The organism is Gammaproteobacteria bacterium (ex Lamellibrachia satsuma) (genome assembly GCA_019623805.1).
Classification (GTDB): domain Bacteria; phylum Pseudomonadota; class Gammaproteobacteria; order Chromatiales; family Chromatiaceae; genus QGON01.
Map to the genome: position 1 here is coordinate 2,218,450 of CP053680.1, position 13,586 is coordinate 2,232,035.

The window sequence follows — 13,586 nt, forward strand, 5'->3', positions numbered from 1 at the left end:
TTAGAACTTGAATGGGCTCATGCCGATCTTCTCCACGGTCTCAGCCATGTCGTTGATCAGCTTGGGCGCACGTTCGATATCGGTGATCGCAACCTCGTGGACCACAACGCGCTCAGGCTCGAGATTCAGGGTCTGCAATGTATCGCCAACCTTGCTCATGCGCTCGTTCGCCATGGCGGAACCGCGTACGAAGTGGCACTGGTAGTCCTCTCCGCGCTGGCAACCCATCAGAACGATGCCGTCGTAGCCGTTGTTGAGTGAGTCGGTGATCCAGGAGAGGCTCACAGAACCGAGGCAACGTACCGGGATGACGCGTGCCCAGGGATTGATCTCAACGCCGTTCATGGCTGCCTGATCGAGCGCCGGGTAGGCGTCGTTCTCGCAGGCCAGAACCAGGATGCGGGGCTTCTCGTCCCACTCTTCAGGGATCTCGACGTTCTTGATCTGCTGGCCGACGGTGTCGATGCTGTAGTTCTCGAAGGAGATAACACGCACCGGGCAGGCACCCATGCAGGTACCGCAGCGTCGGCAGCGGGCTTCGTTGAACAGTGGGTAACGCTTTTCGTCTTCGTTGATGGCGCCGAAGGGGCACTCAACCGTACAACGCTTACACTGGGTGCAGCCTTCCTTACGGAAACTCGGATAGGAGAGGTCGCCGGCACGGGGATGGGCAGCCATACCCTTGCCTGCGTTCTCCGCGGCCTGGATCGCCTTCATGGTGGCGCCGGCTGCGTCATCACGCGCCTGCTGTATATCCATGGGGCGACGCACGGGACCGGCGGCGTAGATGCCGGTACGACGGGTCTCGTAGGGGAAGCAGATGAAGTGGGAGTCGTTGAATCCGTACTTCAGCTGCGGCAGGTCGGTGCCCTGACGGTAGTCGAGGTTGAGGATAGAGTCGACGCTGACTTCAGTGGCAGCGGCAGCAGCCCGTTCTTCCACCTCTTCGTCAGTGAGTTCTTCGCCCTCTTTGGGTGCACCTGCGCCTTCGGTGGCGTAGTAGGGATCGGGACCGGAGTTGGGCTCCATGCCGACCGCCAGTACCACCAGATCACAATCCATCTCGGCATCTTCGTTCAGGATCATGTCCTTGAACTTGACCGTCAGGCTGTCGCCGGGAACCACTTCAGAGACGATGCCCTTGGAGAAGAGAACCATCGCTTCCTGACCGGCGCGGTAGAAGTCTTCGCCTGCTGCACCAGGGGTGCGCAGGTTGTTGAACAGGATCGTGGTGTCACAGTCGCCGTTCAGCTCCTTGAAGTACATCGCCTGCTTGATGGAGACCAGATCGGTCACGCCGGAGAAGTAAGCCAGCTTGTTCTCTTCATCGGAGCACTGACCTGCGTTCTGAACAAAGGCAACAGACGTGATCTCTTTGCCATCGGAAGGACGTTTGATCGGCCCGCCGTTGGCGGCCTTGGCCAGAGCTTCAAGTTCGTGGTTGGTGACCACGTCGGCGCTCTTGTCATAGCCGAACTCAGGCAGTTTGTTGGCATCGTATGGTGTGAAGCCGGTAGCCTGAACGATTGCTCCGCAGGTGAAGTTGCTGGTGGAGCCTGACTCGGTGGCGACATCCACGCTGAAACGTCCGGGGGCGCCGGAAGTCTGGGCGAGTGTGCTGTTCAGGTGAACAGTGATCTTGTCATCGGCCTCGATAGCGGCAGCCATTTTGGCGATGCTGCTCTCCTGGGGCGCCGCATAAGGGGAGCGGGTGGGCAGAACCTTGTAGTATTCTGCGATCTGTCCGCCCAGTGCGCCGCTCTTTTCCACCAACTGCACAGGATAACCTGCAGCAGCGGCTTCCATCGCGGCGGTCATGCCGGTGATGCCACCGCCGACAACCATGATGGTCTTGTCCAGCTCTTGCTCGCCGGATTTGCTCGGCTTGGTGGAGAACTTGGCTTCAGCACAGGCCATGCGGATGTAATCGTCCGCCATTTCCTGGGTGGTTTCTTTGTTCTCATCGGTGTCGGGGCGAACCCAGATGACGCCTTCGCGCAGATTGGCACGGGTCATGGCGACTTCGGGGAAGTGGAAAGCCTCAACCTTGGCGCGACGGGAGCATGCGGCGATCATGATATGGGTGGCGCCGTCATTATTGATGGCGTCACGGATCACTTGCACACCTTCCTTGCTGCACAGCATATCGTGCTGGACACAGGTGTTCATCTTGCCGTCGCGGGTTGCGGTGGTTTCCAACTGGCCAGCGTCGAGTCGCTCGCCGATGCCGCAGCCGGTGCAGACAAAGCCTGCCATTTTCTTTTCTTCAGCCACTGTTTAGCCCTCCGTTCCAGCTACGCGGTTAATGACCTGGACAGCGTGCAGTGCAGCGCCGGTGGCGTGTTGTACCGCCCTGTTTACGTCCAGTGCGTCGGATGAGCAACCCGCTGCGAAGATGCCGCCATTCTCGGAAGCAGGCTCAATGAAGCCCTCCTCGTTGATGACGATATCCACCGGGAAGCTCTCTTTGTCGACGCTAGGCTCCATGCCGACAGCCAGTACGACCAGATCGTGCTGGTTGGCATAACGGTTGTAACCCTCGGTGTCCACTCCGTGCAGTACGGGACTGTCGTCCTCGCCCTTGACGATGGAGGCAACCTTGGATTTGATGAAACTGACGTTCTCCTGCGCCTTGACCTTCTGATAGAAGTCCTCGAAACGGTCGATGGCGCGGATGTCGATGTAGTAGACAGAGATGTCCACGTCGTCAGCCGGGTAGGTGCACTGTTTGAGTGACGCCATGCAGCAGATGCGCGAGCAGTGCAGCAGATGGTTCTTGTCACGGGAGCCGGCACACTGGATGAAGGCGACGTTCTTCACCTCTTTGCCATCGGAGGGGCGCAGGATCTTGCCACCGGTAGGACCGGTAGGATCTGCCAGGCGCTCAAACTCGACGCTGGTGATGACGTTCTCAAAACGATCGTAGCCGTAGGGCTGGATCTTGTTTGCATCGTAAGGCTGCCAGCCGGTGGCCCAGACCACTGCGCCGGCGTTGAATTCGATGGTCTCTTCCTGCATGTCCAGGTCGACTGCGCTCACTTTGCAGGCGTCCTTGGCTTTCTGGGCATCGTCGGTGCCGATGATGGCAGGATCGATGACGTACTGCTGGGGCATGGCCATGCGATGCGGCAGGTAGGCGCCTTTGCGCTTGCCCATGCCGTAGTTGTATTCATCGTCGAACTCGGCCTCGACAGCCTTGCCGCAATCGCCGCAACCGGTGCAGTTGTCGTTGATATAGCGGGGGGCGATCTTCACCGTGGCGGTGTAGTTGCCTGCCTCACCCTTGATGTCCGTGACCTCAGCCATTGTGATAATGGTGAGATTGGGGTTCATCTTGGCCCGGCGCTGGTTGATCTCCAGACCGCAGGTGGGATGGCAGAGTTTAGGGAAATATTTGTACAACTGGGTGACGCGACCGCCAACATAGGGGCGCTTTTCAACCAGTACGACCTTTTTTCCGGTTTCAGCAGCTTCAAGGGCAGCGGTCATGCCGCTGATCCCGCCGCCGACCACCAGAATGGTCTCATTGGTTGCGATTACTTCCGTCATGGAATCTCCTCCGTCGCGGAATGACGTTTCAAAGTCCGAAATAACCGGCAGCGCAATAATACTTGATTTGTCTGCTGGGTTATTCCATGATTGGCGGCAGCGTTACTGCGCCCAGATTCTGGACTCGCTACGATACCCGCCTTCGGGATTTCCCGCCATATAAAAGCCACTAATTCCCCATCGAATTTTCCAATGCTTTGATAGAAAGCAGTTATAGTTTATTAGCATTCACTAATTAATACTTGACCTTCAGATGGGGTATTACAGGAATATGGAATCGAAAAAGTGAGGTTCTGCCTCGCGGATTATCCGGGATTCAAGCTGGATAGTTCTCTTGTAAACTTGAGTTTCGGGGTTTGTGGTGATGGTTGGCATGGGGTATGGCTTCTCTATATGCGACATATGCGACGAACGTAGGGTGCGCCGTGCGCACCAGAGTCAGCAGTTACAGCAATCATGGTGCGCACAACGCACCCTACCAGACTCAGTGTTCACTATGCGCTGAATTGATACTTCAATACATACTTTGATTTTGTGGAAGAGGTTAGTCCAGTTGGAAGCACGCATCCTGAAACCTGAAGAGTACTTTATAGATGAAGAGCCTTACTATCAGCCGGTAGGCGATGAGATAGAGGTCTTCGAGGCCGCATATCGCAATCAACTGCCTGTTCTGTTGAAGGGACCCACGGGTTGCGGCAAAACCCGCTTCATGGAGCACATGGCGTGGAGGCTCAAACGGCCGCTGATCACCGTCTCCTGTCATGATGATCTGACTGCATCTGATCTGGTGGGGCGTTTCCTGGTAAAAGGTGGTGAGACGGTCTGGGTGGACGGACCCCTGGCCGCTGCAGTGCGGGCCGGTGCCATCTGCTATCTGGATGAGGTGGTCGAGGCGCGCAAGGACACCACCGTGGTGATCCACCCACTGGCGGATGACCGCAGGGTGCTGCCGATGGAGAAGATCGGGGAATTGCTGGAGGCAAACGCCGACTTCTGTCTCGCGATCTCCTATAACCCCGGTTACCAGAGCGTGTTGAAGGATCTCAAGCAGAGTACCCGGCAGCGTTTCGTCGCCCTGGAGTTCGATTACCCTGACGTGGCGCTGGAGCAGAAGATCATCGAAAACGAGGCTGAAGTGGTCCCGGAGATGGCTCAACGATTGGTGAAGTTCGCCCATATGACCCGCAACCTCAAAGGCAGCGGTCTGGATGAGGGTGCATCGACGCGTCTGCTGGTGCACGCAGCCAAGCTGATCCATGATGGAGTTGATCCGGTGGTCGCCTGCCGGGCCTCTATCGCTCAGGCACTGACCGACGATACGGATATGTTGACGGCGGTGAATGAGTTGAGCGCTTCGCTTTTTTAAAGGTGACAGGTCTCAGGTTACAGGTTTCAGGATTGCTAGATCCCCCTCCCTCGGCTCCAGTAGAAAATGATGAGGTTATTCTTGACTCCGAAAACGGATCGCCAACAAGTCACCTGTCACCTAATAACCCGACTCTCCCATGACACGCCCTACCCAACTAACCGCTGACCAAATTCTCCCGCTCCTCGACGACTGGTTCGAGGTTGAATTCACTTTCCGAAATACCGCTGTTCTCGCCGCTGCCCTCGCGCAGATGTCGGCGGGCGAACAGGCATTTGTGCTCGACTGGACACGGCGTATTGCCAGCACGCATGTCGAGATCGCTTTTCAGTTTGTCGAGCAGTCCACCCGTGCCTTGAGTCTGATGGATGAGCACATGATCGAGGCCTGGGTGCTGCATGCCATGGATATCTACGACCGCTCAGGTCTCTATCCCGGTCTGAAGGTGATTCGGGAGATCGATCTCTTCGTGCGCCAGGGACGGGAGCGGGCCTCTGGCTGTGTCTTCGAGGAGGAGGTGGGGGTGTTGCTGCCCTTTGTTCAGGGTCTCTCCGGACGCAAGCTGAAGGTTGAGCAGGGTGACTACACTTATACCGACAGCGAAGCGATCTTTCTGCCGGCAGTGATGGCCCATCTGCCGGACAAGCAGGACAACTTCAAGCTCTACAAGGCGGCAGTGGCGCATCTCTGGGCGCAGGCCCGTTTTGGCACCTTTCGGATAGATCTCGAACAATACATCGCAGCACATCCAACGCCAAAACTGGCGCTGCGCTGCTTTCATGCGCTGGAGTCGGTCCGCCTCGACGCCTGTATTGCCCGTGAACTGCCAGGTCTGTATCGGGAGATGGGTGAACTGCGGAAGAAGCTTGGGGATGCGGATGTGCCGGAAGATTGGTCCACTGTGACCGCCGAGCTGACTCGTCAGGAGGCCTCGGCGGCGGATTCCCTGCGACTGGTCGGCAAAGTCATCGGTAGCCGATTGCCTGCGCTCAGCTGTTACCAGGGCCGCCTGAAACTCGCAGACGTGGCGGCTGTTTTGGAGAATCGTCTGCAGCGTGAGCAGGCACAACTGCGGGTGGCCCTGAAGCTGATCGAGGATGAACTGAATGAGGGGCGGGAAGATGAAGATGCCCCGCCTGGAAAATTTGAGGTGGACAAGAAGCCTGATATGTCGGTGCCGGAGGGGTTTCAAATCGAACTCATGCTGGACGGCAAGTCCATCCCTATTCCAGACGATGTGAAGGGCACCATGACCTCGATCCTGCAGGATCTTGGTGATGTCCCCGATGAGTATCTCGTCCCGGCCGGGGCCGGTGAATACGAGCTGAAGGATTATGAGGAGAAGCGGCTCGACCCTGAAGACGTCTGGGGCGGCACCTACCATGAGGAAGGCGCGTTCATCTATCAGGAGTGGGACTTTCGCCGTAAACACTATCGCAAGAATTGGTGTGTGGTGCGTGAGTTGCCGGTCAAGCCTTCCCACGATGGATTTGCCGGCCGGGTTGTGACCAAGTACCGGCGATTGCTGGGCAGTCTGCGCAAGACCTTCGAGGCAATGCGGGACGAGGATCGGCTGCTAAAACGCCAGGTCTATGGCGACGGTGTGGATATCGATGCCTTCGTGGAGGCCTGGGCGGATGCTCATGTCGGGCTGGAGATGAGTGACCGGCTGTTTACCCGCATGCACAGGGATGAGCGCAACATCGCAGTCATGTTCATGGTGGATATGTCGGGTTCCACCAAGGGTTGGGTCAACGAGGCGGAGCGTGAGGCGTTGGTGCTGATGGCGGAGTCCCTGGAGACCCTCGGGGACCGCTACGCCATCTATGGCTTCACCGGTTCGAGCCGAAAACGCTGCGAAATCTACCGGATCAAGACCTTCGACGAATCCTACGACGATGAAGTAAAGGCGAGGATCAGCGGTATCGAGGCGGGGGACTACACTCGCATGGGGGCGGCGATCCGCCACCTCAGCCAATTGCTGAGAGAGGTTGAGGCGCGCACCAAGCTGCTGATAACCCTGTCCGACGGAAAACCGGAGGACTATCCTGATCAGTATCGGGGCGAGTACGGCGTTGAGGATACGCGACAGGCCCTCTACGAAGCCCATCGTGATGGGATCCACGCCTTCTGCATTACCATCGATGAAGAGGGGCAGGACTATCTGCCCCATATGTATGGCGCGGCAAACTACGCAGTAGTGAAGGATGTGGAGAAACTCCCTCTCAAAGTTTCAGATATTTATAAAAGAATAACGAGCTGATACAGCTTGATTTTCTTCAGGGGCATAGGCAACCTCCCTGCACACCCTTAAAGAGCACAAACAACGGCCGCGAAGAGGGACGAAGCTATTTTGACCACTGGAGGATATTATGAAGTTAAGACTGGTTGCAGTATGCGCATTGATGCTTTTCGCCGCAGCGCAGGCACACGCCATGCCGGGTTATGGTTATCCGCACTCCCAACCCCAACAACAGCAGGAAGTCGCTCCCGATACGATCGTGCGCGAGGGTTTGACCCAGTTGTTGAAGTTTCTGCGCACCAAGGAACAGCGCAACCCCATGCAGATCACGGCGTTTCTCGAGGCAGTGATCGCGCCCTATTTCGATTTTGACTATATGGCGCAGTGGGCGGCCGGAGCGGCCTACCGCAACATGAGTGGGGGCCAGCGTCAGGCTGTGAGCCAGCAGGTGAAAGAGATGCTGTTGGGCACGCTGACCAAACGCCTCAGCAACTACGAAGACCAGGATGTGCGCTTCTATCGTCCCCGCCGTGCGGGACGAAACGAGGTGAAGGTGAGCGTCGGTATCCTCAATTCCGGCGGTTATCCGGCGAAGATAGACTTCCGTTTCTATCATGCAGACGATGGCTGGAAGGTGTTTGATGTCTCCGCCAACGGCACCAGCGCCCTCGCCTACTACCGGCAGCACTTCTCGCAGCAGAAGCGGAGTAGAGGCCAGAACCCCGGTTATCGTGGCTGATTGACCAGGGTGAATAGTGCCGGAGCCGGATACGGCTCCGGCTTTTTTGTGCCCAGAGGAACTTGCGGCCCGGCAGGGCTTCAAAGTTAGAAGCGGTGTAGGCCGGATCAAGCATAGCGGATCCGGCATCGCGTTTGCTGGAGAGCCCAACTGTTGATACAAAGACCACCACTGCAACCAGGCAGAGGCCCCAGGCGTCCAGGTGAAAAGATGGGCCGCTGGATGATCTTTGCCGCCTGGGCACTGCTGCTTGGCTTGTTGGCCATGTTCTTCTCCAATCTGCTGGAGCAGCAGTACAATCCAAACCGGGACCTGTTGAGCATCTCAACGGAGGCCGGTCCCAAAGAGATCGTCCTGTTGCGCAACAGGGCCGGACACTATGTCGCCCCCGGTTCCATCAACGGTACCCCCGTGATTTTCCTGCTTGATACTGGTGCGACCAATGTCGCGGTGCCCGCCTTGCTGGCGGAGCGACTCGCTCTCAAGCGTGGCGCCCAGTCGATCAGTTTGACCGCAAACGGCAGGGTAAATACCTGGTTGACGCGGCTGGATCAGGTGCAGCTTGGTTCCATAATCCGACAGGATGTGCGTGCCACCATCATGCCGGGTATGGGAGGTGATGAAGTGCTGTTGGGGATGAGTTTTCTAAAACATCTTGAACTGGTGCAGAAAGGCAAAACCCTCATCCTGCGTCAGGGGGAATAGTCTCATGGGGGTTGATCCAGGTTTGGTGCAACTGCTGTCCCTGCATCTCGGTCGTTTTCCTATCCCATAGCGCTGCAGGCACGAGGATCTGCCGGGTGTTGATGCCGTGGCGATTGGCCTGAAATTCGATCGTCAGCAGCTTGCCTGATCGCAATGCCTCAATCGAAGCGGTTTTCGGGTCGCTGCTTCTTTCGGGGAGTTGTGATTGTGAGTGCAGAGGGACTCCGTCAAAGAAAAGGATCAAGTCGCCATTTTCCAGGCCGGCGGTCATGGCACTGCCGTTGGCATATCCCCCGTAGGAGATCAGGGCGGGTTTCAGGAGGATGTCCAGTTTCTTCGCCAGTGCCTCAAGTTGGGGATTGATGAGGTTATGCAGTTCCTTCTCCGCGTAGCGGGTGCTGGTGAATTTGATCCGTTCGATGAATAGGCTTTGGGATTTCAGAAAGGCGTCCAGAGCCTGTTTGTGTTTGCCCATGTCAGCAAACACTTTTCCACGGGTGAAATAGAGTGCCTCTTTCTGTTGCTGGCTGGCATAGACGCCGCTCTCATCCTCCAATTCGGGATATTCAGCCAGCAGCCACGCGGTGAGTGTGAGCAGTTCCTCCAGTGAAAACTGCTGGGTGAGTGCATCCCAACTATGCTGCCCCTGGTCGGATTGGGATATCAGGTCGACAAACGGCTGTGTGGGATAGGGTTGGAGTTCAGGAAATTCTCCCGATTGGGACATCTCGTGACCGATACGCAAAAGCTCAAGATCGTGGTTTTGGTAGGCAAGTATCTGCAGCTTCCGCACATAGCGGCGTTGTTTTTTTTGCTGAAAAGCTTTGGCGAAATATTTGCGGGAGAGTGCTATTTTATCCTCTGTATATTTGGCCGGGTTATATCGGTTGGGTAGCCAGCTCCCCCACATGACGTTTGCGTAGAGGTTGTTTGGATCCAGTTCCAGTGCCTTGCGGAAATGGAGGTCGATATTCAGCCCTTCGACTCCACTGCGGTGCCGGAGTATGTCGAGCCAACCGAGATGGGCCATGATGGTGGCTCGCTCCTTGTCTGATCCGGAGACGGCCCCGCGATAGAGCACCAGTCCGAGTTGATTGTCCTTGATCGGATCGGGCTGTTCAAGATGGCGGAAACGTTGGTCTACCACCATGATTATGCGCAACTGCTCCATCGCCAGCTCAACTTCAAACTTGCGCGCTTCGCTGGATGAAGGATCGAGTTTCAGCGCCTGCTTCAACTGCTGAAATGCACCGTTGAAGTCGCCGATCTCCCGCTGCAGTTTTGCCCCCTCCACCCGTTCACTGACGGCTGCTTGGGTGTTTTGCCACTGACCGAGAAGTTCCTGGGTCTGGTTGGCCACGATCACCAGGGAGAGGATGGCGGTAAAGCCACCGATCCACTTCAGGGAGAGAGTGAAATAGTGCCATTTGCTCTGATGTTGCGGGGTGCCGCAGTGTGGACAGAGGGCAGCGTCCTGATGGATTGGTTCCCTGCAGGCCACGCAGGGTTTACGAATGGGCGGCTCCTGCTGTTGCATGGTACTCCCTCAACGCTTGCTGGATAGTAACTATTCAGCTATCCCATGAAAGTGAGGAAAACACGGAATCGTAGGATGTGCTGAGCGTGGCGATGCGCATCTGTCGCGACTGATGCGGTTCATTGTATTCACCTCATCCTACAGGTTGTCTCAGTGTCCACCATGTTCTGAATAGATACGCCGGATACATACCAGTATAGCGCTGGTAATTTAACGCAAGATACCGCGCTGGTGAACCATCTTCAAATTACTGAGCGAGGCAATAAACCACATATAATCTATGGTCTATTGATTCAGGTCAGTAATTTGTCTGAATAAGAATATGATTCCCGCAGAGTTGGGTGGTTTGCAATAGAATTAATTACGAAAAAACTAATTATCAGGGCGTAAGGATATGAACGGAGGGGACGCCTGCGTTGGGGAGCTGAGGTGCCGGCATACAATCCGGTCAGAAGTGTCACCAGTAGGACATTATCTCCATTTTCGCACCGGGGTAACGCAAGTGTGCGCCTTTCCCTGGGTTCTTGGCGCGTTCAATTCACCACTATTCATCCAAAACAGACAACTAGTACGCCGGGTAATAGTGACTGGCGCGAAGGTATTCTCCTTATACAGGGGCTTGTAACGATAGGAGCAAGCTCTGGAGAATCAGTCCGCTGTCGATGATGTGGGACGGTATCCCATCATGCCAGGGAGTCGGATTAATGAAAATCAAGGCACAGGTGATCTTCGCGCTGGGGCTGTTGTTTATCCCCACGGGATTGTTGGCGTCAAAGCTCATTTTCGACAGTGAGGGATACCGCCCCGGGTGGCAGGCAGGCATTCTGTGTGAACAGCTGGCCAGCTCTCGATACGAGAATGCCGATGACTTTCAGCTCAGCGAGGGCAACAACGTCATCATCGAGGTTAGTTGGTGGGGACACTACTATAATCCCACCACTGCCCCGAAGCAGGACAATTTCACTATCCGGGTCTACCAGGATAACGAGGGCACACCAAAACAGAACGTCGATTCCGAAATGGAGTTCCAGGTCGGACATGTGACGCGTACTGAAACCGGCGACACCGTATACGGCTCCAGCATCTATGCCTATGTGGCCAGGATACCGCAGCTTACTCTGAACACCGACAGGCCTTACTGGCTCTCCATCGTCAACGACTCGCCGTACGACAACTGGTACATGAGCAAAGCCAACGACGTTCTGGACAAGGTATACGGCCGTTTTACATATTCAGGAAAAGAGTGGTATGAGACCTGGCATGCTCCGCTAGCCTACACACTGCATGGTCCCATGCTGGAACTCGAAGTCACCCAGACCCCTGAATTCCCGATACTGGGGGACCGGATGCACCTCCTGGTCCAGGCGGAGGAACCCGAGGGCAGGATTGCCCGTATCGAGATCTACCTGGACGACATCCTCAAGCAAACCTGTTTCGGTCCTATCTGTGACTACACCACAAAGTCGATTTTGGCCAGGCCCGATTTCGGTGTATTGGTGGTCAGCGGGAAGGGTGACCACCTCGTGGCAGGCAACCTTCGGCCCGATCTTGTCAAAAACCGGGATTTTCCGAGGCAGTTAAAATTTGACCAGGACAAGGATGGGGTGGACGATCTCAGTGACAATTGCCTCACCGTGCCCAACCCGGATCAGGAGGATCTCGATCGGGATCATGTAGGAGACGCCTGCGACGACTGTTGCCCCGGCTGCGCCCCCTCTCCCGACGGCGTGATCTATTGCGGATTCTCCAATCCGCAAACGGGAGCCGCCACCAGCTGCCGGGATGATATCCAGTCACCGGGCGGTACCTATTACTGGCGTGAACTCTACGGCGGCGTGAGCAGCAACGGTTGTGGTTGCCTTAACTCCGACGGTGAGGATCCCTTTCAGGCCGGCTATGTCATGACAGAGGCAAGCGAAGCATACGAGTTCAACACCCATTGCACGTTTGTTGGCGGAGAGATCCGTTGTGTTCCAAACAGAAGCTACATCGAGCAGACCACGCAGGATCAATGCATGGATGACAGGACGGTGCTCGAACGGGTCTGCGGCCCCAACGGAATGGATACCGTAACCGCTCGCTGTCCTGACGACTTCCCGTTCTGCGTAAACGGGAGCTGTGTCTGCCCCGACACCGACGGTGGCAATAATCCTTATGTGGCAGGTGAGCTCAACGGCCTCGCCGACCAGTGCTCCGGGGATATCCTTACGGAGGTCAGCTGCGGCGAACAGTACGATGCAGATGGTGCACAATTCAGCAGGATTCCCTGTGTTACTGGCGGTTGTTTAAACGGCAGGTGCCTCTGTCTCGACAGCGACGACGGTAATAGTCCGGAGACATTCGGCCACCTGGGCGAAGAGGCTGACTTCTGCATCGATCGGGAACGGCTGTCTGAAGTGGTGCCCGACCCGGATCTGCCCGGCTGCCAGGCCAAACGCGTAGAGGTGGTTTGCACCGGCAGCTGCTTCGAAGGGGAGTGTATCGCAAGTTCATGCAGTGACGGCGTGCAGAACCAAGGCGAGGCCGGCATCGATTGCGGTGGTCCCTGCGGCCTGCCCTGCGATCTCTGTACCGTCGAGGGAGACGATCTGCCCGCCAGTTTCGACTGGCGGAACTGGAAGGGCAAGGACTGGGTGACCCCCATCAAGGATCAGGAGGACTGCGGCTCCTGCTGGGCCTTCACCGCTGCAGGCGCCATCGAGTGCCGGTACATGAAGGATCACACCACACCGTCAGATCCCAATGATGCATTCAACTGGTCATGGCCGCCGTGGTGGATAGACCTGCGGCCGGACCTGTCCGAGCAGGAACTGGTCTCACCCTGCGGATACGATGATGGCGACTGTTTTGGCGGTCGAGTCACAAAAGCGCTCAATCACATCGAGGATTCGGGCATCGTCGATGAGGCTTGCATCCCCTATCAGTCCCAGAGCTGCTTGCTGGGTGGTGGTGCATGCGCCAACAATTGCTGGTGGATACTCCCGCCCAATGAGGTTATCTGCGCCAACCCACGGGTTTGCCCCACGACCTGTCAGGATACGGGTATCGATGATCGAGCCAGCCGACGCTGGTATATACCAGATCACGATCACGTCAAGAACAGTATCAATGACGTCAAGCTTGCCCTTCTTTGCCAAGGTCCGCTGCCGACACAAAGCAGATCCTGGGGACACGCCGTAATCCTGATCGGCTGGGAAGACTCCTGCCGATACGACTTCAGCACCGTTGATCCGGATATGTCCGAGGGATGCTGGATCATCAAGAACAGCCACGGCATCAACGCCACTCCTTTTCTGAATACCCTCGATTATTACCAGGAGGAGGGGTTCGTCTATATCCCCTTTGAGGGCCAGGCCTTCAGTGAAGAGCTGATGGAGAACGCAAGGTCCATCGACAGTGTAGCGCCACCCGCGGACTGGCAGTAGGGCCGACTGCCAGTACCCAAGGG

At 56.5% G+C, this 13,586-nt stretch carries 8 protein-coding genes; 5 read left to right on the forward strand and 3 right to left on the reverse strand.

Going from position 1 to position 13,586, the window contains the following annotated elements; translation table 11 throughout:
- Together HPY30_09600 and HPY30_09605 are read right to left on the reverse strand one after the other, a co-directional pair.
- Window positions 1–2,256, reverse strand: a complete 2,256-nt coding sequence (locus HPY30_09600) for a hydrogenase iron-sulfur subunit (GenBank protein ID QYZ67982.1) — start codon at window positions 2,254–2,256, stop codon at window positions 1–3.
- Window positions 2,257–2,277: 21 nt separating this feature from the next.
- A complete protein-coding gene (locus tag HPY30_09605; GenBank protein QYZ66225.1) occupies window positions 2,278–3,549 on the reverse strand; it encodes a CoB--CoM heterodisulfide reductase iron-sulfur subunit A family protein in 1,272 nt (423 codons plus the stop codon).
- Window positions 3,550–4,102: 553 nt separating this feature from the next.
- Between HPY30_09605 and HPY30_09610 the strand changes: the two genes are divergently transcribed.
- The 4 genes from HPY30_09610 to HPY30_09625 all read left to right on the forward strand — a co-directional run bounded on the left by HPY30_09610 (window position 4,103) and on the right by HPY30_09625 (window position 8,601).
- A complete protein-coding gene (locus HPY30_09610; GenBank protein ID QYZ66226.1) occupies window positions 4,103–4,915 on the forward strand; it encodes a CbbQ/NirQ/NorQ/GpvN family protein in 813 nt (270 codons plus the stop codon).
- Between the two features lie 139 nt (window positions 4,916–5,054).
- On the forward strand, window positions 5,055–7,178 hold the full coding sequence (locus tag HPY30_09615) for a VWA domain-containing protein (GenBank protein ID QYZ66227.1): 2,124 nt from the start codon (window positions 5,055–5,057) through the stop codon (window positions 7,176–7,178).
- Window positions 7,179–7,287: 109 nt separating this feature from the next.
- On the forward strand, window positions 7,288–7,896 hold the full coding sequence (locus tag HPY30_09620; protein ID QYZ66228.1) for an ABC transporter substrate-binding protein: 609 nt from the start codon (window positions 7,288–7,290) through the stop codon (window positions 7,894–7,896).
- Between the two features lie 222 nt (window positions 7,897–8,118).
- A complete protein-coding gene (locus tag HPY30_09625; GenBank protein ID QYZ67983.1) occupies window positions 8,119–8,601 on the forward strand; it encodes a TIGR02281 family clan AA aspartic protease in 483 nt (160 codons plus the stop codon).
- Here HPY30_09625 and HPY30_09630 read toward each other — a convergent pair.
- Window positions 8,579–10,138, reverse strand: coding sequence for a hypothetical protein (locus HPY30_09630; GenBank protein QYZ66229.1), 1,560 nt, complete (start codon window positions 10,136–10,138; stop codon window positions 8,579–8,581). The two genes, HPY30_09625 and HPY30_09630, sit on opposite strands and share 23 nt — an antisense overlap.
- Window positions 10,139–10,842: 704 nt before the next feature.
- Between HPY30_09630 and HPY30_09635 the strand changes: the two genes are divergently transcribed.
- Window positions 10,843–13,563 (forward strand): hypothetical protein, encoded by a 2,721-nt coding sequence (locus tag HPY30_09635; protein ID QYZ66230.1) that lies wholly within the window; start codon window positions 10,843–10,845, stop codon window positions 13,561–13,563.
- The last annotated feature ends 23 nt before the right edge of the window (window positions 13,564–13,586 follow it).